Here is a 23,239-nt window from a genome sequence, read left to right as displayed (position 1 = left end):
GCAGTGGATTGACTGCCTTGGGGTATCTGCAATAAGCGTGATAACTTGAAAGATACTTTTACTTACCTGCGGCAGACAACTTTGAAAGTAGTTTTAAAGGCTATACCTTTTACCTTTAAAAAGGGCTTCCTGCTTTATTTGAAATATTATCGGAAGGTAAATAAGCTTAAAAAAATAAAAATTGAACCTTAATATTCTTGTAGATGCCCATGTTTTCGACGGAAAACATCAAGGAACGAGGACTTATTTAAAAGGACTCTATATAGCCTTATTTCGGCTATGTCCAAATTGGACGTTTTTTATGGTGGCAAAAAATACTGAGAATTTAGAAATTGAATTCGGAAAGCATCCGCACGTCCATTATTTGAAACTAACCAGTAAAAACAAATTCAAAAGACTTTTGATTGAATTTCCGTCCATAATCAAAAAAAATAACATTGATTATGCACATTTTCAATACATATCACCATTATTAAAGAACTGTAAGCACATTGTAACTACTCATGATATTTTGTTTGAACAGAAGGAGTTTAGAAAGTACTTTCCTTTAAAATACAGACTGGTCAATGGATTGCTCTTTAGATTGTCTGCCAAAAGAGCTGATATATTACTTACAGTATCAAATTATTCCAAAAGTAAAATTTCCGAATTGTATCGAATACCGCTGGAAAACATACATTTAACATTCAATGGTGTAGAAAAGGACTTCTATCAACTAAACCGAAATTATCAAACAGAAGAGTATATAAAGGGAAAAAAGTATATCCTCTATGTATCCAGGATAGAACCTCGCAAAAATCACATAACCGTATTGAGGGCATTTTTTGAGTCGAGGATTTATGAAAAAGAAATTAAGCTTGTATTTATTGGTTCTAGGGACATAAATGATCCGCTATTAAGCGATTATCTGAATCAATATCAGTCTGAATTGCAACATCATGTATATTGGCTGCAAAATGTCCATTTCCAAGAGATAAAGCATTATTATGCAAATTGCTCTTTATTTGTCTTTCCATCCTATGCAGAAGGATTTGGCATACCGGTTTTGGAAGCAATGGTTTTTGGAAAACGAATCTTGATTTCCAATAAGACGGCAATGAAGGATTTTAATTTGCCTTCTGAGCTTACTTTTGACCCTTATGATGTAGAAGAATTAAAGAATAAAATGTATAACTCTCTTTTTATCAATAACAATTATAACTTTTTGAGTTTATATAAAGAAATTTTGGCGAAGTACAGTTGGGAAAATAGTGCCAAGCAATTGGTCAGAGTAATTAATGATTATTCCCAGTAAGAATGATAGTTAAGAAAGCAAATATTATCTATCTCTTCTTAATCATTGGATTTGCTTTTATCTGCATACTTTACATCAATAAAAAATATTCCTTCTTTTCAACAGGGTTTGATACGATCAGGGTAGAACTCAACAAGACCGCATTGCATAAGGGGCTACCTATTTTATACGCCTATAAGAACTTTTCTGCAGATCTTGATTTTAAGAAAGTCTATAAATTTCAAAAAGCAAATGATTCGACTATTCTATTGGAAGGGTTAGATGATGAAAAAATTTCGAAGTTTCGGATTTATTTTGAATACCCGGGAAAGGAATTTAAACTAAAAAAACTCACATTTTTAAAGGACAATAAAGAGTTAAGCAGTTTAGTCCTTTCAGAGTTTTTCAGCTCTGAAAATATTGAGGTAAAGGTTGATGGCGTTTTTAACGTACTTGAGGTTAATGGCTTTATTGAACTGCCCTATACGATATGTAATAAAATACCGTATTTCAGATTTTTTTTAACTATATCACTCTTAGTCATTGTTTTTCTATTCCTATTGATAGAAACAAATATTGTTAATGAATTATCAAAAGCAAAAACAAAGGAATATATATTCATTGCGTATTTGTTTTCTATTTATTCGGCGCACCCCCTTTTTAATATTCTCCTGATTATTAGTCTATTTTTTTACATTAAAAATTTAGATGTTAAATCATTTTCATCAAATTGGATTAACCTTCTTTTTCTGGCTTTTTTTGTCGTTTATTTTCTGAACACCCTATTTATACGAGTCGGCGAGATAAGAGACTTTTCAATGGTTGAAAAATTTCTCCCCTTTGTTTTTATCCCTCTCCTTTTGAGTTCAATCAGGCTAAAAGAAAGTATTTATTATTTAATGGTATCCGGATTATTCTTAAGCTTATTCTTATTCACCTTTGCCCTGATTGATTATGGTATAACGATAAATAAGGAGTTTTTTTCTTTTGAAAATTTTTCGAAATTCCTTCATCCGGTATATGTTTCCTACTTATTGTTTTTGTCTATTTGCTATTTAGAAACGCGGGTTGACTATAAGTTCAAAAGCGCACTTCAACTATTCTTATTTGTAGCTTTAATTCTACTTGGGTCTAAATTGGTGTTAATTGCCTGTGTAGCTTTATATCTGGCATTTTATATAAGTTTAAAAAGGAACATTAAAAAAATTCTCGCCGGGGCTTTCATAATATTACTTTTCGGCGTTTTGTTTAAACCTATTCAAACCAGGTTTAATGAAATATTAAACCTGCATGATTTAAGTGTGCTCAATGAAGAATATGTGGATTCTAATGACCCCAGAGTGAATGGGCTTTCTATACGCATTTTAGTCTGGAAAGAAGTGTTTTCCACTTTTGATAATTGGAAGGAATATATATTTGGGAAAGGAGTTACTGCTTCGAATTTTAAAGAGCTTAAGCAACGACTAAACAACAAGGGCTTAGTTCACCATTCAAGTTACAACCCACACAATCAATTCGTAGATACTTTTTGGAAAACAGGAGCTTTTGGACTTGTAATTTTATTGGCAATTCCTACTTGGGCTTTTGTGGTTGGAATAAAAACACGGAATAAATTATTAATGGTCTTTAGTTTGTTCCTGTTTGTTTCAATGTTAACTGAATCAGTTTTCGGTAGAGTGCGTGGAGTCTACTTTTTTACAACAGTATTACTTTTACTGACAAATAATAACTGTTATAATGAAATTAGCCATTTTAGGAACAAGAGGCGTTCCAAACTTTCATGGAGGATTTGAACAGTTTGCTGAATACTTTTCCGTTTATATGGCATCTAAAGGGCATGAGATATATGTTTATAGCCCCCACAATCATCCTTTCAAAGAAAACAAGTTCAAGGGAGTAAATATCATCCATTGCTATGACCCTGAGCATAAAGTAGGGACTTTTGGACAATTCATTTATGATCTGAATTGCATTCTCGATTCAAGAAGAAAGGCTTTCGATATCATTTTACAGTTGGGTTATACGAGTAGTTCTGTTTGGGGCTGGCTGCTCCCCAAAAAGGCGTTTATTCTTACCAACATGGACGGACTGGAATGGAAGCGCAGTAAGTATAGCCCTAGGGTGCGCAAGTTTTTGAAGTATGCAGAAAAGTGGGGCGTGAAGTACAGTGATCACCTTATAGCGGATTCCCTTGGGATTCAAGAGTACCTAAAGCTCGAATATCAAAAGGATTCTACATACATACCATATGGAGCCGAGGTTTTTGAAACGCCAAACCCCGAAATTCTTAACTCATATGAGCTTTCCCCATATGCCTATAATATGCTAATTGCCAGGTTGGAGCCTGAAAATAATATTGAGACCATATTAGATGGGATATCCATGGACCCTAACAAGACCTGTTTTCTGGTGGTAGGGAAACATGAGACCGCATATGGGGAATATCTCAAGGACCGGTATAGTGCCTCAGAACACATTAAATTTTTGGGCGGTATTTACGATATAAGGGCTTTGGATAATCTGAGGTATTACTCACAATTGTATTTTCACGGACATTCTGTGGGAGGCACTAACCCTTCGCTCTTGGAAGCCATGGCCTCAAATGCCCTGATCATAGCCCATAACAACATTTTTAACCGGAGTATCCTCGAGAATGATGCCTTCTTTTTTGACACCTCCGAGGATGTACTTAGGCTATTAAGGAATTCCAAATCTGAGCATCAAACATGGATTTCTAATAACATCTCCAAAATTAGATCTCTTTATAGCTGGGATTTGATAAATCGTAAATATGAGAAGCTCATGGAGGATTGTTTGGAGCGATAAGCACTTATGAATTCAACACAGATTGGTTAGCTTTGATGAGTTTTCTAGGAGAGTTAGATGGGAATTTTAAAGAACAGGCATAGATTTTCATTCTTAATCACGCCTTTGTCTTACTTGGTTGATCTGTTTGTGATCAATGTTTGGGCAGATCGGTTGCCTATTAACATAGCTGAGGGGATACTTTTTCATCTATATGTTTCTGTCGCCTGGATAATCATAGCATTTCTCACGGAATTTTATGTGGTATTCCGATATACCAAGGTCACCCATATCCTCAAATTGCTTTTTCGCCAGTTATTTTTCTATTTCCTCATCCTCTACGCCTTTATCGGCTTTTTCAAGCAACCCAATATGAGCCGGCTGGCGCTGGCGCAATATGTAGCGCTGGTTTTTGTGACCATTAGCATCATCAAGTTCATCAATTATTACCTCCTGATGCGTTACCGGAAAACCGTTAAGGGGAATTTGAGGAATGTAGTTGTAGTGGGCAAGAACAAAAAGACCGACCAGCTTATCAAGGTTTTTACCGACCATGCGGAATATGGGTATAGTTTCCTGAAACAGTTTTCGCCTACCAAAGCCTCATTTGATCTGGAGGAGTGCTTTGGCTACATCCTGGAGAAGAACGTCGACGAAATATACTGTTCGGTTTCTGAATTGCGTAACGCGGAACTGACGGCCTTCATCAATTTTGCAGACAATAACCTGAAGACCCTAAAATTCCTCCCGGACAATAAGAATATCTATACCAAAAAGCTCAAATTCGAATACTACGATTACCTGCCCATTCTTTCATTGCGGGATATTCCGCTTCATAACCCCATCAATGCCTTTGTGAAGCGGGTGTTCGACATCGCTTTTAGTCTGATAGTGATTTTCGGAGTGCTTATTTGGTTGGGCCCCATCCTGGCATTATTGATTCGGTTGGAGTCTAAGGGCCCTACCTTTTTTGTGCAACAGCGCTCCGGGCTGGACAACCGCCCTTTTTATTGCTATAAATTCCGGTCTATGGCAATGAACCATGACGCAGACCGGATGCAGGCGGGGAAGAACGACATGCGGGTGACCGCCATCGGGAAATTCATCCGGAAGACCAGCATTGACGAATTGCCTCAGTTTTACAATGTGCTGTTTGGAAATATGTCCGTAGTGGGGCCCCGGCCGCACATGCTCAAACATACCGATGAGTATGCGGAAAGCGTGGACAAATATATGGTGCGGCATTTTGTAAAGCCGGGGATTACCGGCCTGGCCCAGGTAAGGGGCTACCGGGGCGAAATCGAGAAGCACAGCGACATCCAGAACCGGATCAAGTTCGATATTTTCTACATTGAGAACTGGTCGTTCCTGCTGGATATAAAGATCATCGTGCAGACGGTTTTAAACGTGTTCAAGGGGGAGGAGAAGGCCTATTAGGCCTTTCAGGCGGTTGTTCCGCTTATTCCCACTATTTTTGTGAGGCGGAAGCAGCGGAGTAAGACCCAGAATGAAGAGATCAAAAAGGAGGGCTTCCGCAGGAATTAATCGACACACATGAGAATATCAGTAATCGGCACCGGCTACGTAGGCCTGGTCACCGGCACCTGCCTGGCCGAAACGGGCAACGAGGTGGTATGCGTGGACATTGATGCGGACAAAGTCAAGCGCATGCAGGCCGGGGAAGTGCCCATTTACGAGCCGCACCTGGACGTGCTCTTTGAGCGCAACATCAACGCCGGCCGCCTGACCTTTACCACTTCCCTGCAGGAAGGCCTGGAGCATGGGGAAATTGTATTCCTGGCCCTGCCCACCCCGGAAGACGAAGACGGGTCTGCAGACCTGAAGTACGTGCTGGGAGTGGCCGAAGATATCGGGAAGCTGCTCACCGAATACCGGGTCATTGTAGATAAGAGCACGGTGCCGGTGGGCACCTCCGAAAAGGTACGGGAAGCCATTGCCCAAAACGCCCAATGCGACTTTGACGTGGTTTCCAATCCGGAATTCCTGCGCGAGGGGTTTGCGGTGGACGATTTCCTGAAGCCCGAACGCATTGTGGTAGGGGCCAGCTCAGAACGCGCCATCAAGCTCATGGAGAAGCTCTACAAGCCGTTTGTGCGCTCCGGCAACCCGGTGATCATCATGGACGAGAAGTCCGCGGAATTAACCAAATACGCAGCTAATGCCTTTTTGGCTACCAAGATTACATTCATGAACGAAATCGCCAATTTCTGTGAGGAGGTTGGTGCCAATGTAGACAAGGTGCGCATTGGGATTGGCACGGATTCCCGCATTGGCAAGCGGTTCCTCTTTCCGGGAATCGGTTACGGGGGTTCCTGTTTCCCCAAGGACGTAAAGGCCTTGCACAAATCCGGGAAGGATTCCGGTTATGCCTTCCAGATCCTGGATGCGGTAATGCGGGTGAACCAACGGCAGAAAACGGCCCTGATGCCAAAGATCCACAGCCATTTCGGGAAAGACCTGAAAGGGAAACACTTTGGCCTGTGGGGGCTGGCGTTCAAGCCGGAAACGGACGATATACGGGAGGCGCCTTCCCTCTACATGATCGAGGCCCTGCTGGAAGCAGGGGCAACGGTAACTGCCTTCGACCCGGAGGCCATGGACAATGTGCGCCGCAAACTGGGGGATGCCATCCGGTTTGCCGATAGCATGTACGGGGCCGTGGAAGGGGTGGATGCCGTGGTAATCTGTACCGAATGGGGGGTGTTCCGCAACCCGAATTTCAACAAGATGAAAACACTCATGAAGGCCCCCGTGATTTTTGACGGGCGTAACCTGTACGACGTACAGGAAATGCAGGAGGAAGGGTTCCATTACGCTTCCATTGGCCGCGGGCATGGGGATTAAAACACTACAGGCTTGAAACGTATCCTGATTACCGGTGCCGCCGGTTTCCTCGGCTCCCATTTGTGCGACCGCTTTATGGCCGAAGGCTATCACGTGATCGCCATGGACAACCTCATTACGGGGGACCTCAAAAATATCGAGCACCTGTTCCGGGAGGAGCATTTCGAGTTTTACCACCACGACGTCACCAAGTTCGTGCACGTGCCCGGGCCCCTGCATTACATCCTGCACTTTGCCAGCCCTGCCAGCCCCATCGATTACCTGAAAATCCCCATCCAAACCCTGAAAGTGGGCGCCCTGGGCACCCATAACCTGCTGGGCCTGGCCAAGGAAAAGCAGGCCCGCATCCTGATAGCCAGCACCTCCGAAGTATACGGGGATCCGCTGGTACACCCGCAGCCGGAAACCTATTTTGGGAACGTAAACACCATCAGCCCCCGGGGCGTGTACGACGAGGCCAAGCGCTTCCAGGAATCCATCACCATGGCCTACCACCGCTTCCACGGGCTGGATACCCGGATTGTACGCATCTTCAACACCTATGGCCCCAGGATGCGCCTGAACGACGGGCGGGTAATCCCGGCCTTTATGGGGCAGGCGCTACGGGGGGAAGACCTGACCGTTTTTGGGGACGGCTCCCAGACGCGGTCTTTTTGCTATGTAGACGACCAGGTGGAAGGGATCTACCGCCTGTTGCTCTCCGATTACACCCTGCCCATCAACATCGGGAACCCCCACGAAATCACTATCCGGGATTTTGCGGAGGAAATTATCAAGCTTACGGGCACCGATCAGAAAATCGTGTACAAACCCCTGCCGGAAGACGACCCCATGCAACGGCAGCCGGATATTGCCAAGGCACGCGAGATCCTGGGGTGGGAACCCCGGGTGGAGCGGGCAGAAGGCATGCGCAAGACCTTTGAGTATTTCCGGCAATTGTCGCCGGAGGAACTCATGAAACGGGAGCACCGGGATTTCACAGCCCGCAACCGCCGCTGATCTTTTCCCGGAAACCGCCTTTTGTTTGGGCCCCAAGCCCTATTTTTGCGCAAACACCACTCCTATGAACGTTATGGTACTGGGATCAGGGGGGCGCGAACACGCCCTGCTGTGGAAGCTGCACCAGAGTAAGCAAATCGGGAAGCTATATGCGGTTCCCGGAAACGCGGGAACGGCCGCCCTGGCCAAAAACCTGCCCCTTTCCGTCGAAGATTTTGAAGCCATTGGCAACGCCGCCCTGGAAAATGAAATAGGCCTGATCCTGGTTGGGCCGGAAGTGCCCCTGGTACAAGGCTTCCGGGATTTCGTTGAAGCCCGGGAGGAGCTGCGCCATATCGGCATTGTCGGGCCCGCTAAGGTAGGGGCCATGCTGGAGGGCAGCAAGGACTACGCCAAGGCCTTTATGAGCCGCCATAACATCCCTACGGCGGCCTACCGCAGTTTTGGGCCGGAAGACCTGGAGGCGGGTTACGCCTTCCTGGAAACCCTTACTCCGCCCTATGTGCTGAAGGCAGATGGGTTGGCGGCCGGGAAAGGGGTATTGATTCTGGATTCCCTGGCAGAGGCCCGGGAAGAACTCAAGGCCATGTTGCTGGAAGCCAAGTTCGGGGCGGCCAGTGCCCGGGTGGTGATCGAGGAATTCCTTTCCGGGATTGAACTCAGCTGTTTTGTGCTCACCGATGGCAACTCCTATAAAATCCTCCCCACAGCCAAGGATTACAAGCGGATCGGGGAAGGGGATACCGGCCTGAATACAGGCGGGATGGGCGCTGTTTCCCCCGTACCCTTTGCCGATGCAGGGTTTATGCAAAAGATTGAGGAGCGCATTATTATCCCTACCGTGGAGGGCCTGAAACAGGAAAATATCCCTTATGTAGGCTTTATTTTCATTGGTCTGATCAAGGTGGGGGACGATCCCTATGTGATCGAATACAATGTGCGGATGGGCGACCCGGAAACGGAGGTAGTCATCCCCAGGATTGCGTCGGATTTCCTGGAGCTGATGCAGGCCACGGCGAACGGCACCCTGCATAAAACCACCCTTGAGGTGAGCCCGGAAGCGGCTACCACGGTGGTAATGGTCTCCGGCGGTTACCCCGGTTCCTACGCCAAGGGACACGAAATTTTAGGGCTGGGCAACACATCCGATTCGGTGGTATTCCACGCCGGCACCCAGGCGGGGCCCGACGGCAGTGTACACACCAGTGGCGGGCGCGTGCTGGCCGTTACGTCGTATGGACAAGACTTTAAGGAGGCCCTTAAAACCTCTTATAAAACAATAGAAGGCATCCAATTTCAGGATGCCAATTTCCGGAAAGATATCGGGTTTGACCTGTAGTAAAGGCCGGGGGCCTTACTACAGGTAAGAGTGGGATGTGATGCTGTGGTCTTCCTCCCCCTGGGCATCAAAGATGCGTAATTGCTGGAGCCAATAAACCATGGCTACCGCCCCTATGATTACAAAAATCCAGTTGACGGTATTGGCGGTCCACCAGTTTTCAAGGAAGCGGAAAAAATCAAAAGGCTTGAACAGGAAATTCACGAATAAGTCTTCCACTCCTTCAAAAAAAGCTCTCATAGTACCTATATTTACGGTGCAAACATACGAAAACCAGCGATGATTTCAAGTGTTTTTGGGAAAACAAAACCGGTAAATTACATCCTGGTACTGGCCTTCCTAACGGTGCTTTTCTGGGTTTGCCGCCTTTGGCTTTACCCGGGGGAAGCCCGGCCCCAAAACCCCGTGGAAGCCCTGGTCCCGATGGCTGCCCTGTTGCTGAGCGTCTTCCTGCTGAATTTTATTGTGCAGCGTAACCAGCTCACGGCTACCCACTCCTACGTGATCCTGCTCTTTGCCCTGCTGGTTTTGACCTTTCCCAAGGTGCTGCTGGACCCCGATGGGCTGCTGGGGCACTTTTTTGTGTTGTTGGGGCTGCGCAGGCTGATTAGCCTCCGGTCGCTGAAGGCCACGCGGTACAAGGTTTTTGACGCAACGCTTTGGTTTCTGGTGGCCAGCCTGTTTATCCCCTGGGCCTTGCTGTACCTGTTGCTCTGCTGGGTTTTTGTCTATGTTTTTGAACCCCGTTCGCTGCGCACCTGGCTGGTCCCCCTGGCTGCCATGGCCGTCTTTGGCTTACTGGCCCTGGCCTGGGCCCTGCAATGGGGAGACCTGGACTTTTTCAGGGAACATTATCAGTTTAGGGGCATCCGGTGGGATGGGGTTTGGGAACAATGGGACCAGCACCTGCGGCTGGGCGGGTTCTCCTTCCTGGTTTTAGCCGCTTCGGGAGTGGCATTCCTGCGATTGGGGAAAAGCGGGCAGGGCCGGATTGTAGTAATGCGGCTTACCGTGCTGGCTTTCCTGCTGTCCATGGCAGTGGTTTTACTGGAAACGGGACAGGGCGCACATGTGGAATTACTGGCCTTCTTTCCCGGGGCAACCCTGATGTCCAAATACCTGGAAACCCTGAAAAAGGAAAAAATGCTGGAGGCCGTTCTCATTGGACTTACCCTGGCCGCAGCGGCCGTCTTTGCCACCCAGTGGGTGTTGAAATAAGCGTATCTTTGCCCAAAACCGTTCAGATGTTCAGCGATTTTGCCTTTGGCATTTTTGAGGCGTGTATTGATGCATATCACGTAAAGGACCGGGTAGACCAACCCTTCGAGAACCCCTATCCCAAAACCGAGGTGGCGCACCTGCTCTACCGGAAAAACTGGATCGACACGGTTCAGTGGCATTACGAAGACCTGATCCGGGACCCGGAGATCGACCCCGTGGCCGCCCTGGAGCTCAAGCGTAAAATCGATGCGAGCAATCAGGACCGCACGGACCTGGTGGAGTATATCGATAGTTACTTCCTTCAAAAATACCAATCGGTAGAAGTGCAGGACGGGGCTACCATCAATACGGAAAGCCCCGCCTGGGCCATAGACCGCCTCTCCATCCTGGCGCTGAAGATCTATCACATGCGGGAGGAGGCTACCCGCCCCGAGGCCGCCGAGGCACACCGGCAGGGGTGCCAGGCCAAGCTGGAGGTATTGCTGGAGCAACGCAAGGATCTTTCCACGGCCATCGACCAATTGCTGGCAGACATTGAGGCCGGTCGCAAGTACATGAAGGTGTACAAGCAGATGAAGATGTACAACGACGAGGAGCTCAACCCCGTATTGCGTGAAAAAAAGCAGTGACCCACGGCTTTTAGTCCTCAGGTTATCTGCCCTGGGAGATGTGGCTATGACCCTTCCCGTCCTGCTTGCCCTGCGCCGCGCCAACCCGGGCATCCGTCTGCTGCTGGCCACCAAAACCGCCTATGCTCCGCTTTTTCAAAAGATTCCCGGGGCAGAGGTCTTTCCCATAGATACGAAACAAAAATTCCAGGGTCTGACCGGCCTCTGGAAGTTGTTCCGCGCCTTACGGCAATCCCAGCCTACCGGGGTGGCAGACCTCCACAACGTCTTGCGCACCCGAATCCTGGGGATATTCTTTACCCTGTCCGGCACCCCGGTACGCAGGCAGGATAAAGGGCGGGCCGAAAAGAAAGCCCTTACGGCCACTCAAAAACCCTTCTTCCGCCCCTTAAAAACCACGCACCAGCGCTATGCGGAGGTCTTTGACAGCCTGGGTTTTCCCCTGGAGCTCACCCCGGCCGATATCCTCCCGAAAGAACCCTGGCCTGAGGCCTTTGCCTCCCTGCGCGTGGAGGGCCACCTCCGGCTTGGTTTTGCACCCTTTGCGGCACATGCCGGGAAGTGCTACCCGGAAGCCCTTACCGAACGCGTCCTGGCGTTATTGGAAAAGGAACCCGGGCTAACGGTGTATCTGCTGGGGGGCGGGGCCCGGGAAACGGAAATTCTGGAAGGCTGGGCGGCCCGTTTTGGCAATTGTGTTTCCCTTGCCGGCAAGGCGGGGCTGGAACAAGAGCTGGCCCTGATCTCCAACCTGGACCTGATGGTGGCTATGGATAGCGGGAATGGCCATCTGGCGGCCATGTATGGGGTCCCGGTACTCACCCTCTGGGGCGTTACCCACCCCTACCTGGGGTTTGCGCCCTATGGGCAACCCGAAGCCCATGCCCTGGTTTCGGACCGCGAGCAATACCCGGCCATCCCAACGTCTGTATACGGGAATAAGGTGCCTGCTGGCTATGAGTCGGTCATGGAGAGTATCCCGCTGGAGGCGGTTGCTTCAAAAATCCTGGAATTCCTAAGGCCGCCCGGTCAGGCAATGACCACGGGTGAGAGGGACCGGAAGTAATTCCGCAGCTGCTGTATGTACTGGTAGCGCAACACTTTTTTATTGCCGCTCACCATCAGGGTGCGGATCCCGAAATAAGATGAAATGATATAGGTGGCTACGGCTTCGCTGTCTACATGACGTTCCACAAAGCCGTCCGTTTTTCCCTTTTGCAGCGTTGCTACCAGGTTCACCTCCCACACCTTGCAAATGTCCGTGAGGTACTTGGTGATCTGCTCGTTGCGCCCGTTGAATTCGTTGATGAAATTCGCCAGCACAAACCCGTAATCCATGGTGTTGTGTTCCGCGGTTTCCAGGGCCTCGTCCAGGCATACTTCAATGGCGTGTAAGGGATTGTTCCGCCCCTCTACCGGCTCGATGAGCATGCTATACACCTTGCGGAAGACCAGTTGCTGTACAATATTGATAAAGAATTCCTCTTTGGAAGGATAGTGGTAGTAGAAGGCCCCTTTGGAAAGCCCGAGGCTTTTCAGGATGTCGTCCACACTGGTATTGTAGAAGCCCTGTTTGTAGAACAGCTCCAGCCCGGTTTGTTGCATCCGGTGCATGGTGGTCATGCTTTTGAGGTTCTTGTCCATGATAGGTATTGATTTGGGAAACCGACGGATCGGTCTATACAAAGAACCCGCAGTAAGGGGAGGCCCCCAGCATTTTAAGATAAACCCTACAAAAAATTCGTCCAGCGACAATTATCCCGATCAACGACCGAAAAAGCCGACGGAGAAACCGACCAGGCAGTCGGTCCAACGACGCAGTTTACGGGATGAAGCGCATAAGGTCAGGCCACGCTGCCCTGGCAGGAGCTGCCCGCGCCGGCCGTACAGCCATAGCAATGCTGGGAAATCACAATATCCCGGTCCATCAGGGTTGCCTCGTGGAATTCGGAAATATGGCGCACCGGGTTGTTGACCTTCAGCCCCAGCATCTGGTTGAAGTCGCAGTCGTACAGCCATCCGTCCCAGCTTACGGAGAGGGTATTGGTGCACATCACATTGGCTACGGCAGCCGGGTTAAAGGCATCCACCAGGGCCGTCATATAGTCCTCGTAATTTTCGGAGGCGATCAGGTAATCCAGGAAACGCGAAATGGGGAGGTTGGTGATGGCGAAGAGCTGGTGGAAGGAAATCCCGAAATCTTCCATCAGGGCTTTTTTGAAATCGTGTTCCAGGGCCTGCTGGTCTGCCGGGAGGAAAGCCCCGGCCGGGTTGTAGACCAAATCCAGCCGCAGGGGGCTGTCCGGCATCCCGTACCCTACCGCGTTCAGGTCTTTAAGGGCCTGAATGGATTTGTCGAAGACGCCGCTACCCCGTTGCTTGTCGGTTTTCCCCCGGGTATAATGGGGCAGGGAAGAAACTACGTGGATGTTGTGCCGGGCAAAGAACTCCGGCAGGTCGTGGTACTTTTTGTTGGCCCGGATAATGGTCAGGTTGGATCGCACAATAAAGTCCTGTATCCCGGCCTGGGCGGCCTGCTCCACAAACCAGCGGAAATCCGGGTTCATCTCGGGGGCCCCGCCGGTCAGGTCCAGGGTGTGGGCACCGGTGGTGCGGATCACTTCCAGGCACTGCTCCATGGTTTCCCGCGTCATGATCTCTTTGCGATCCGGCCCGGCATCTACATGGCAGTGCTCACAGACCTGGTTGCACATATACCCCAGGTTGATCTGCAGGATTTCCAGTTGCCGCGGCCTGAGGGGCCCCTGCCCGGTTTGCGCCAGCTTATCAGCAAAACGTGGCAATTCGCCATCGGCAAAAAGGCCGCCGTTTAGGATATCAAGCTGGTAGGCAGTGGCTGCCAATTCCTTGTTTCGGGCTTTGAGGGATTTTGTGGCCATGGAGCGGTTTTTTGGGGCCTCCGTTACATGGAGAGTTTGTTGTGTTTGTTCATCATCTGTACGGCGTGCACCAGGGTGGCGCCGCTTTCGATAGCGGCCCCGGCATGTACCGCTTCCATCATTTCTTCCTTGGTGATCCCGCGCTGCAGCCCGTCCTTGGTATAGGCATCAATGCAATAGGGGCATTTAACCACATGGGAAACCGCCAGGGCAATCAGGGATTTTTCCCGCGCGCTCAGGGCGCCTTCCTCAAAGACCTTATTATAATATTCAAAAAATTTGGTGCCGAGCTCTTCACTCCACTCTGTAATCTTCCCGAATTTCCTCAGGTCTGCGGGGTCGTAATACTGTGATGCCATAGGATTCTTTTTAGGTGGCCGGCGGCCTCAGAAAGGGATCGAAGGTACGTTTTTCTGTGGCCCGGGTCAATGCCGGAACGCTGTGGATTGCAACTTTCGTCGCACAGGTTATGCCTGCATTACGGCCCCATGAAATTTTAACAGGATTCAGGACGGATTGTCAGCCCGGGTTGGCGGGCAATGTCCTGCTGCGGTTTATTCCTGCCGTTAGCTGGAGGCGATCCGGATGGGAACAGGGCCTTAGGGGCAATTTTTACAAAAGTTTAGCACGACACCCCCTGCCTCTGGCATATCCTTTGCGCCCTGGAAAGCAGATTTTCAAAAAGCGTAACCTTAAAGCAAATGAAGATGAAAGAGATTAAAATGAACGGCCCGCTCAGGACGTATCTGTTCTCCGGCGCCATCGCACTGTTTGTAAGTTTAGGGGTAATTGGCCTGTCCCGGCAGGGGCAGTCGGAAACCGAAGCCTTGCAAACGGCGGCTTACCAAGGGGAAAAGCCGGTATTGTACACGGCCGATAAAGATGGGAACATCCAACCCCTGGACTTCACCAAAACCACGGATAAGGTTCTGGATGCGGTGGTGCATGTTACCTCCCGGGCTTCCCGCCCGGCGGCTGGGTACCGTCAACTGCCGGACCCGTTTCGGGAGTTTTTCCGGCAGAACCCGTTTCAGCCATACAGCCCACAACCGGGCCAGCCTGCTGAACCCGAGCCCGACCGGCAAGCACCCGAAATCCTGCCGCAAATCGGCAGCGGTTCTGGGGTGGTGATCAACGACAAGGGGTACATTGTGACCAATAACCACGTGATTGCAGATGCCGAGCAGATTGAAGTAACCCTGCACAACAATGAAACCTACCCGGCCGAAGTGGTGGGCACTGACCCGACTACGGACCTGGCCCTGCTTAAAATTGATGCAGAGCAGCTGAAACCCCTGGCCTTTGTGAATTCCGACGATGTGGAGGTGGGCGAATGGGTGCTGGCCATCGGCAACCCCTTTAGCCTGAACTCCACGGTTACGGCCGGGATTGTGAGCGCCAAGGCGCGTAACATCAACATTAACCGGGAAGCCCTGGCGGTAGAGAGTTTTATACAGACCGATGCGGCCATCAACCCCGGGAACAGCGGGGGCGCCCTGGTAAACCTGAATGGGGACCTTATCGGTATCAATACGGCTATAGCCAGCCGCACCGGCACCTATAACGGATACGGTTTTGCCGTGCCCAGCAACCTGGTGTCTAAGGTGGTGGAAGATCTGCTGGATTTTGGCTCCGTACAGCGCGGGATCCTGGGGGTTCAGATCCAGAACATGAGTGGCCGCCTGGCCCGGGAAAAACAAATCGAGATGATTCCCGGGGCCTTTGTGGCCGCCGTGAATGAGAACAGCGCGGCCTCGGAAGCCGGCATTGCCACTGGTGATATTATTACCGGCGTGGATGACAAGGCTGTGGGCAGTTCGCCCCGCCTGCAGGAGCTTATTGCCGGGTATCGCCCGGGCGACAAGGTTAGCATTCGCCTGGTGCGGGACGGCAAGACCCTCACCCGCGAGGTGGTTTTGAAAAACACAGCCGGGAATACCGCGCTGGTGGCTGCGGATCGCGGCACCTTCTTTAAGGACCTGGGGGCCGAATTCAAAGCCCTGGACCCGGAGCGTGCAGAAACCCTTGGCCTGGATGGGGGGGTAGCGGTTTCCCGCCTGCTGCCGGGCAAGCTACGGCAGGAAACGCGGATGCGGGATGGCTTTATTATCACTGCTGTTAACGGTAAGGCTGTGAACAGTGTAGAAGGCCTGCGCGAAGCTCTGGATGGCTCCCGCAACGGCGGAGTGATGCTCGAAGGCCGGTATCCGGATTCTCCCAAGCGGTACTATTATGCGTTTGGCCTGGATTCCTGACCAGACCCTGACATTGAATTAAAGAAGGCGGGCCGTAGTTCTTGGAGCTATGGCCCGCCGCTTTATATTTGTAGGAAATCACTGGGGATGGAATTGCCGGAAATGAATAAGGTGGGGCTGGTGCTTTCGGGCGGGGGTGTCCGCGGGATGGCCCACATCGGGGCCCTGCATGCACTCCGGGAATTCGATATACAGCCCCATTGGGTGTCCGGCAGCAGTGTGGGGGCACTGGTTGGGGCCCTGTACGCCTCCGGGACCGATACCCGGCAGATGCTGCAGTTCTTTAAGGAAACCCCGATATTCCGATATAACTTCTTCAGTTTCAGCAAACCGGGCCTCATGGATACCGAACGGTATCAGGGCTTATTTTCCAAATACTGGCCCGAAAACCGTTTTGACGCCCTGCAACGCCCCCTGTTTGTAGCAGCCACCAATTTGCAAAAGGGAGAAGAGCGCTTCTTTTATGAAGGGGAGCTCATCCGTCCCCTCCTGGCTTCCGCGGCACTGCCCCCGGTATTCAGCCCGGTGGCTATTGAAGGGGAGCTCTATGCAGATGGTGGCATCATGAACAATTTCCCGCTGGAACCTATCCGGACTCAGGTGGACTATGTGATTGGCAGCAATGTTTCGGTGATTACGGAAATTTCAAAAAAGGAAATCTCATCTTCCATTCAGCTCACCAACCGGACAACCGGGCTGATGATGTACGCCATCAACCGTGAAAAAATCCACAGCTGCGACCTGGTATTCGAACCCATGGAGCTGGAAAAGATCGGAGTGCTGGACAAAAAGGGGATTGAAGAAGCCTACCAGATCGGGTATGACCATGCCGCCCGGAAACTGGAAGCCCTGGGGCGCCAAACCTCCTGAACTACACGTCGTCGTAATCTACCCGCAGGGTAGGGCTGGTCGGGTGGGCCTGGCAGGTGAGCACCAATCCCTCGGCAATTTCGGAATCCGTTAAAATCTGGTTTTTGGCCATATGGGCACTGCCCTCGGTGATCCGGGCAATACAAGTACTGCACACCCCGCCCTGACAACTATAAGGGGCATCTATTTTGGCCTTCAGGGCTGCATCCAGAATTACGTCCTTCTGGTCCATGGCCAGGGTATAGGTTTGGTCGTCCAGGATAATTTCTACCTGGGCCTGCCCTTCGGCAATTACTTTAGCCGCTTCCTCCCCGGCATCCGGGGTGGTGAAAAGTTCGTGCAAGATGGCCTCCGGGGCCACGCCGCTTTCGGTGAGGGTGCCTTCGGCTTCCCGGATCAGCTCTTCCGGGCCGCAGAGGTAGTAGCGGTCAAACACCTCCCCCTTGTGCTTATTTTTCAATACAAAATTCAGCAGGCTCCGGTCTATACGGCCAAAGAGGGCCCCGTCCTCCTGGGCCCGGCTGTAGGCGTGATAGGCAAAAAACCGATCGTTATATTTATTGCAAAGGTCTTGGATGTCCTGCAGGTACATGGCTTCCCCCGGGTTGCGGTTCCCAAGCAGCAGCACTACGCGCGCATCCGAAGTTTCTTCCAGGGCTGTGCGCATGATGCTCATGATGGGGGTCACTCCGCTGCCGGCCGCAATGGCTACCAGGTTTCGGGCCCCACCCTCGGGTTCAAAAACAAAGCGGCCCTGGGGCGGCATCACCTCCAGGGTATCCCCGGCGCGAAGGGTTTCATTGGCAAAAGTGGAGAACACCCCGCCGGAAACTTTTTTAATGCCTACGCACAGGGTATCGCCATGTGGGGCCGAGGAAATGGAGTACGCCCGGCGAACTTCCGCTCCCTTAATGGTTTGTTTCAGGGTGATATACTGCCCGGCCCGAAAGGCAAAGGCAGCCCTTTGGTCTGCGGGGATTTTAAAACAGACTTCCACGGCATCCGGTGTCAGTTGCCGGATTTCAGAAACGGGTAGGGTCACAAATGAGGCCATCCAAAAATTTTTGTGCAAAATTAAGAAACCCGTAGCTTTCCCTGCCCCAATTCGGGCAGGGGTTTTTTAGGTGTAACAAAAAAGCCTTCGGCGATACTAACAGCTCGAACAAAGTTACCAACCCGATGTTCAAACATTTTATCCGCCTTCAATGGAAGGCCTTTGTCCGCTCGGCTTCCTTTAAGACGGAAATCTGGTTTAAGATCCTGATGGCCCTGGGGGCCCTGTATTTTATCCTGGTCTTCCTGAGCCTGGGGGTGGGGTCCTATTTCATTATCGAAAAAGCCGGCCTGGGCGATCCGCTGCGGGTGGTGAACCGGTTCCTGATTTACTACCTGGCCTTCGACCTCTACCTCAGGTATATGCTCCAGAAGATGCCGGTGATGAACATCCGGCCCCTGCTTTACCTGCCGCTGCCTAAGACCCAGGTGGTACGGTATGCCCTGGGCAAGACCCTGCTTTCCTTTTTTAACATCAGCCACGCCTTCTTCTTCATCCCATTTTCCGTGGTCTTGCTTGTTAAAGGGTATCCGGTTCTTTCGGTGGTAGGGTGGCACCTGGCCTGCCTGGCCCTGATTCTCACCAACAATTTCCTGAACATCCTGCTCAACAATGTGGACCGGGTTTTTTACCCTCTGGTGCTGGTGCTGGCCCTTTTTGGCATTGCCCAGTATTACGGGTGGTTCGATGTTACCGTATATACCGCCCCCGTCTTTGATCTGTTTTACGATGTGCCGTGGACGGCCGTCCTCCCATGGGGGGTGCTGGCAGGGACCATCGCATGGGCTTATACTTATTTTAAGCGGCATATGTATCTGGATGCCGGCCTTTCGGCCAAACAGGAGGTAGGCAAAACCGAAGACTATACCTGGCTGAACCGTTTTGGCAACCTGGGCACCTTCCTGAAAAACGACATCAAACTCATCAAGCGCAACAAGCGCTCCCGGACCACAGTTTTGGTGAGTTTCCTCTTCCTGTTCTACGGCCTTTTCTTCTTTACCGGTTCGGTGGAGGTGTATGAAACCCCCGTCATGCAGGTGTTTGCCGGTATTTTTGTTTCCGGGGGCTTCCTCTTCACCTTCGGGCAGTACGTGCCCAGTTGGGACAGCGCCTACTACCCCTTAATGATGAGCCAGAACATCCGCTACCGGGAATACCTGAATTCCAAATGGTGGCTCATCGTGATCGCTACGGGGGTCAGTGCCCTGCTGGCGGTTTTTTACCTTTATTTCGGGTGGAAGGCTTATCTGGCCATCTTGGTTGGGACGGTCTATAACCTGGGGGTGAACTCCTATCTGGTACTCTGGGGTGGAGCCTATATCAAAACCCCAATAGACCTGGGATCCAACAAAAAAGCCTTCGGGGACCGGCAGGCCTTTAACGGTAAAACCCTGCTGCTGACCATCCCCAAACTCCTCCTCCCCCTGTTGGTGTTCTGGCTGGGGCAGCTGCTCTGGAACGATACGGCCGGGTACCTGATGGTGGTTGTAGTGGGCCTGGCCGGCTTTGCCTTTAAGGAGCGCGCCTTCCGGATGATTGAAAAGATTTACAAAAAAGAGAAATACAAAACCCTGCTGGCCTACAAGCAGCAAGGGGCCTGAACCATCGCATTGCCATGATAGAAGCCAAAAACCTCACTAAGACCTACGGCACCCAAACCGTCCTGAACCTGGAATCCCTGGAAATCCCCAAGGGGCAGGCTTTTGGGCTGGTCGGCAACAACGGGGCCGGGAAGACCACCCTTTTTAGCCTGTTGCTGGACCTGATCCAGCCCACCACAGGCCATATCGTAAATAACGGGGTGGAGGTCCGCTCCAGCGAAGCCTGGAAACCCTTTACCTCGGCCTTTATTGACGAAAGCTTCCTGATCGGGTACCTGACCCCGGAGGAGTATTTCTACTTTATTGGGGAATTGCGGGGGCAGTCCCGGGCCGACGTGGATGCCCTACTGGAGAATTTCTCGGAATTTTTCCACGGCGAAATCCTGGGGCAGAAGAAGTACCTGCGGGACCTTTCCAAGGGAAACCAGAAGAAGGTGGGCATTGTGGCTGCCCTCATCGGCAGCCCCGAAGTAGTGATCCTGGATGAGCCTTTTGCCAATCTGGATCCCACCACCCAGATCCGCCTGAAACAGGTAATCAAAGACCTGGCCGCCAAACGGGAAGTTACCGTGCTGGTTTCCAGCCACGACCTGATTCACGTAACCGAAGTCTGCGAGCGGATTGTGGTCCTCTCCAAAGGCGAAGTGGTGCGGGATATCCAAACCACCCCGGAAACCCTGCGCGAACTGGAGACCTTTTTTGAGGGGCAGATCGCCTGATTTTCAATCGGGCACACGGTTCAGGGCACGGCCCCAATGCCAGGCTCCCCACCCTTAAAGGCACTTCGTCGACAATCCCCCGACATTTATAGGGCTCCCGGTATACTAAAACCCCCTATTTGCAGTTTTGATAACTGACGAATACCGGGAAATTTGAAGCTTCGATCTGCATCTTTGACCTTCCTCGCGGGGCTGCTGTTGCTCGCCGTGGGCTGTTCCACCAAAAAGGACGCCCTGGTGAACCGCAACTGGCACGCCCTGAATACCAAGTACAATGTGCTGTATAACGGCAACCTGGCCTTTGAAGCCGGGCGGGAGGAGCTGCGCAACAATTACCGGGACAATTATTGGGAACTGCTGCCTGTAGAGCGCCTGGAAGTTTCCGGGGAAATCAAGCTGGATTCGGAAGACAACAACCCGAATTTCCTGAAGGCCGAGGAAAAGGCGGCCAAGGCCATACAGAAGCACAGTATGGACATTGACGACCGGGAGCGCAACCCCCAGACGGACGAGGCCTTCCTGTTGCTGGGCAAGGCGCGGTACTTTGATGAGCGCTACATCCCGGCCCTGGAAGCCTTCAACTACATCCTCCGGAAATACGACCAGAGCGACAAGCTCAATGAGGCGTCCATCTGGCGGGAAAAAACCCATCTGCGCCTGGGCTACCAGGAACTGGCCCTGAAAAACCTCAAGCGCCTGCTGCGGTACGAAGACCTGAAGGATCAGGAATACGCGGACGCCCGGGCCATTATGGGGCAGGCCTTTGTGGAACTGCAGGCGCCGGATTCGGCCCTGATGCAATTGCGCGTAGCGGCGGCGTATACCCGGAAGCCCGAGGAAAGGGCCCGCTACCATTTTATCGTTGGGCAATTGTACACCCAGCTGGGGCATCGCGACAGCGCCAACATGGCCTTCGACAAGGTTATTGCCCTGAACCGGAAAGTCCCCCGGGTTTACTGGCTCAATGCCCACCTCAAAAAAATACAGAACACCCCGGTCACCCCAAAAAACAGGGAGGCGGTACTGGAATACCTGACCCGCCTGGAGCGGCAACGGGAGAACCGCCCTTTCCTGGATAAGATATACCGGCAACTCGCCGATTTTCACCAAACGACCGGGCAGGACAGCCTGGCGGTAGCCTATTACAACCGCTCCCTGAGGGCTACCGATAATGACCGTGTGATTAGCGCCTTTAATTACGAGGACCTGGCGGGGTACTACTTTGACGAAAATGCCTTCAGCCAGGCCGGGGCCTATTACGATAGCGTACTGTTAAATCTGGACGATGGCACCCGCCGCCACCGGGCCATCCGGAAAAAACGGGAAAACCTGGACGACGTTATCGCCAACGAGAATATTGTGCACCACGCAGACAGCGTACTGCACCTGTACGAGATGAGCCCGATACAGCGGCGCATTTATTTCCAGGCCCACATCGATTCCCTGCGGGCCCTGGCCGAGGCAGAGGCCAAGGTCCGCGAAGACCGGGCCGAAGCCGGGTTTAACGCCTTTGCACAAAGCCGCGGGGGTAAGGCAAACCGCGGGAAATTCTATTTCTACAACATCACCAGCCTGGGCTATGGCCGTACCGCCTTTAAGGACCGGTGGGGCAACCGGGAGCTGGAAGACAACTGGCGGTGGAGCAACAAAGCCCGGGTACTGAATACCGACGCCCCCGGCGACCTGGCCAGCCAGGGTGGGGACGGCCCGGCCGGAATCCCGGAAGATGAAAAATTCAATTTGGATTACTACCTGGACCGGATTCCCACAGACCCTGCCGTGGCAGACAGCTTAAGGCGGGAGCGCAATTTTGCCAACTACCAGCTGGGGTTGATCTACAAAGAAAAGTTTTCGGAACCCCTGCTGGCGGCGTCCAAGCTGGAAGCGGTGTTAGAAAGCAACCCTGAAGCGCGGCTGGTGTTGCCATCCAAGTACAACCTTTACAAGATTTATGAGGCCCAGGGCAGCCCTTTGCAGGAAGGCATGCGGCAGGAGATTATCCGCAACCACCCGGACTCACGCTACGCCGCTATCCTGACCAACCCGGAAATTGAACTGGCCGCTCTGGAGAACAGCCCCCAGGCGCGCTATGGCCAACTCTTCAAAGCTTTTGAGGCCCAGCGCTACCTGCAGGTGATTACCGGGGCCGAAGCGGCGATCAACCAATGGACCGGAGACCCCCTGATACCCAAACTCGAGTTGCTTAAGGCCAATGCCATAGGTCGCCTGGAAGGCTTTGAACCCTTCCGCGAGGCGTTGAATTATGTAGCCCTGAATTATCCCAACACGCCCGAGGGCCGACAAGCCCATCAGATCGTGACCGAGCAGCTGCCCCAGGTGGAATCCCGGGAATTTACAACCTCTTTAAGTGCCCGGGGCACCCAGAACTGGAAGGTGGTCTTTCCATTTAAAAGGTACCAGCAGGCCGAGGCCGAGGAATTGATGGCCCGGCTGGAAAAATCCATCACCGACCTGAATTACAACAACCGGGTATCGCGGGACATTTACAACCTGGAGGACCAGTTTGTGGTGGTCCATGGGTTCTCCACCCGCGACCGCGCCCTGGGCTATGTGGAATTGCTGAAAAAGAACCGGGATTACCGGATTGATAATGAGAATTTTGTAATTTTATCGCCCAATTATCAGGTGGTACAAATCCACAAGAATTTGCCGGAATACCTGGCTCAAATTCAAACCCCAAAACCCTAA

Annotated in this window: 20 protein-coding genes; 15 read left to right on the top strand and 5 right to left on the bottom strand. The window is 51.4% G+C overall.

Translation table 11 applies throughout. The features are described from left to right. Positions 1-181 precede the first annotated feature (181 nt). The 7 genes from OZ410_RS04030 (at position 182) to purD (ending at position 9,281) form a co-directional block, all read left to right on the top strand. On the top strand, positions 182-1,294 hold the full coding sequence (locus OZ410_RS04030; protein ID WP_277706632.1) for a glycosyltransferase family 4 protein: 1,113 nt from the start codon (positions 182-184) through the stop codon (positions 1,292-1,294). A 2-nt stretch (positions 1,295-1,296) separates the two neighbouring features. Further along, a complete protein-coding gene (locus OZ410_RS04025) occupies positions 1,297-3,066 on the top strand; it encodes an O-antigen ligase family protein (protein WP_277706631.1) in 1,770 nt (589 codons plus the stop codon). Beyond that, the gene (locus tag OZ410_RS04020; RefSeq protein ID WP_277706630.1) at positions 3,011-4,099 is read left to right on the top strand and encodes a DUF1972 domain-containing protein; all 1,089 of its coding nucleotides are present in this window, start codon (positions 3,011-3,013) and stop codon (positions 4,097-4,099) included. Before OZ410_RS04025 ends, OZ410_RS04020 begins: the two co-directional genes overlap by 56 nt. 57 nt (positions 4,100-4,156) lie before the next feature. Next, the gene (locus OZ410_RS04015) at positions 4,157-5,515 is read left to right on the top strand and encodes an undecaprenyl-phosphate glucose phosphotransferase (protein ID WP_277706629.1); all 1,359 of its coding nucleotides are present in this window, start codon (positions 4,157-4,159) and stop codon (positions 5,513-5,515) included. 117 nt (positions 5,516-5,632) lie between these two features. Then, positions 5,633-6,943, top strand: coding sequence for a UDP-glucose dehydrogenase family protein (locus OZ410_RS04010; RefSeq protein WP_277706628.1), 1,311 nt, complete (start codon positions 5,633-5,635; stop codon positions 6,941-6,943). Between the two features lie 12 nt (positions 6,944-6,955). Continuing rightward, positions 6,956-7,942 carry a UDP-glucuronic acid decarboxylase family protein gene (locus OZ410_RS04005; RefSeq protein ID WP_277706627.1) on the top strand — a complete coding sequence of 329 codons (987 nt, stop codon included), beginning with the start codon at positions 6,956-6,958 and terminating at the stop codon, positions 7,940-7,942. A gap of 64 nt (positions 7,943-8,006) precedes the next feature. Further along, positions 8,007-9,281: a phosphoribosylamine--glycine ligase gene (purD, locus tag OZ410_RS04000; RefSeq protein ID WP_277706626.1), complete on the top strand. Its 1,275-nt coding sequence runs from the start codon at positions 8,007-8,009 to the stop codon at positions 9,279-9,281. Positions 9,282-9,299: 18 nt separating this feature from the next. Here purD and OZ410_RS03995 read toward each other — a convergent pair whose 3' ends face one another. Further along, positions 9,300-9,521 (bottom strand): DUF6341 family protein, encoded by a 222-nt coding sequence (locus OZ410_RS03995; RefSeq protein WP_277706625.1) that lies wholly within the window; start codon positions 9,519-9,521, stop codon positions 9,300-9,302. A gap of 39 nt (positions 9,522-9,560) precedes the next feature. Here OZ410_RS03995 and OZ410_RS03990 point away from each other — a divergent pair, with 39 nt between their 5' ends. The 3 genes from OZ410_RS03990 to OZ410_RS03980 are packed head-to-tail and all read left to right on the top strand — an operon-like array spanning position 9,561 to position 12,197. Further along, on the top strand, positions 9,561-10,499 hold the full coding sequence (locus tag OZ410_RS03990) for a DUF6427 family protein (protein ID WP_277706624.1): 939 nt from the start codon (positions 9,561-9,563) through the stop codon (positions 10,497-10,499). Positions 10,500-10,525: 26 nt separating this feature from the next. Then, entirely contained in the window at positions 10,526-11,131 is a 606-nt protein-coding gene (locus tag OZ410_RS03985; protein WP_277706623.1) for a DUF4254 domain-containing protein, read from the top strand. After that, complete coding sequence (locus OZ410_RS03980; protein WP_277706622.1) at positions 11,115-12,197, top strand: glycosyltransferase family 9 protein; 1,083 nt, start codon at positions 11,115-11,117, stop codon at positions 12,195-12,197. Before OZ410_RS03985 ends, OZ410_RS03980 begins: the two co-directional genes overlap by 17 nt. Here the strand turns inward: OZ410_RS03980 and OZ410_RS03975 are convergent. The 3 genes from OZ410_RS03975 to OZ410_RS03965 form a co-directional block, all read right to left on the bottom strand. Further along, positions 12,161-12,775 carry a TetR/AcrR family transcriptional regulator gene (locus OZ410_RS03975; protein ID WP_277706621.1) on the bottom strand — a complete coding sequence of 205 codons (615 nt, stop codon included), beginning with the start codon at positions 12,773-12,775 and terminating at the stop codon, positions 12,161-12,163. The genes OZ410_RS03980 and OZ410_RS03975 overlap by 37 nt on opposite strands. Positions 12,776-12,975: 200 nt before the next feature. Then, the gene (gene arsS, locus OZ410_RS03970) at positions 12,976-14,031 is read right to left on the bottom strand and encodes an arsenosugar biosynthesis radical SAM (seleno)protein ArsS (RefSeq protein WP_277706620.1); all 1,056 of its coding nucleotides are present in this window, start codon (positions 14,029-14,031) and stop codon (positions 12,976-12,978) included. Between the two features lie 23 nt (positions 14,032-14,054). Further along, positions 14,055-14,390 carry an arsenosugar biosynthesis-associated peroxidase-like protein gene (locus OZ410_RS03965; protein WP_277706619.1) on the bottom strand — a complete coding sequence of 112 codons (336 nt, stop codon included), beginning with the start codon at positions 14,388-14,390 and terminating at the stop codon, positions 14,055-14,057. Between the two features lie 348 nt (positions 14,391-14,738). Between OZ410_RS03965 and OZ410_RS03960 the strand changes: the two genes are divergently transcribed. Together OZ410_RS03960 and OZ410_RS03955 are read left to right on the top strand one after the other, a co-directional pair. Continuing rightward, positions 14,739-16,286: a Do family serine endopeptidase gene (locus OZ410_RS03960; protein ID WP_277706618.1), complete on the top strand. Its 1,548-nt coding sequence runs from the start codon at positions 14,739-14,741 to the stop codon at positions 16,284-16,286. Positions 16,287-16,373: 87 nt separating this feature from the next. Then, positions 16,374-17,156: a patatin-like phospholipase family protein gene (locus OZ410_RS03955; protein WP_277706617.1), complete on the top strand. Its 783-nt coding sequence runs from the start codon at positions 16,374-16,376 to the stop codon at positions 17,154-17,156. A gap of 1 nt (position 17,157) precedes the next feature. Here OZ410_RS03955 and OZ410_RS03950 read toward each other — a convergent pair whose 3' ends face one another. Continuing rightward, positions 17,158-18,210 (bottom strand): ferredoxin--NADP reductase, encoded by a 1,053-nt coding sequence (locus tag OZ410_RS03950; RefSeq protein ID WP_277706616.1) that lies wholly within the window; start codon positions 18,208-18,210, stop codon positions 17,158-17,160. 125 nt (positions 18,211-18,335) lie between these two features. Between OZ410_RS03950 and OZ410_RS03945 the strand changes: the two genes are divergently transcribed. From OZ410_RS03945 to porW, 3 genes are all read left to right on the top strand, one after another. Further along, on the top strand, positions 18,336-19,811 hold the full coding sequence (locus tag OZ410_RS03945; protein ID WP_277706615.1) for a DUF5687 family protein: 1,476 nt from the start codon (positions 18,336-18,338) through the stop codon (positions 19,809-19,811). Between the two features lie 14 nt (positions 19,812-19,825). Next, positions 19,826-20,530 carry an ABC transporter ATP-binding protein gene (locus tag OZ410_RS03940; protein WP_277706614.1) on the top strand — a complete coding sequence of 235 codons (705 nt, stop codon included), beginning with the start codon at positions 19,826-19,828 and terminating at the stop codon, positions 20,528-20,530. A gap of 153 nt (positions 20,531-20,683) precedes the next feature. After that, on the top strand, positions 20,684-23,239 hold the full coding sequence (porW, locus tag OZ410_RS03935; protein ID WP_277706613.1) for a type IX secretion system periplasmic lipoprotein PorW/SprE: 2,556 nt from the start codon (positions 20,684-20,686) through the stop codon (positions 23,237-23,239).

Origin of the sequence: Robiginitalea aestuariiviva (assembly GCF_029537735.1) — a bacterium.
In the GTDB taxonomy this organism is placed as follows: Bacteria; Bacteroidota; Bacteroidia; order Flavobacteriales; family Flavobacteriaceae; genus Robiginitalea; species Robiginitalea aestuariiviva.
This window is presented reverse-complemented; position numbering and strand designations above follow the sequence as displayed.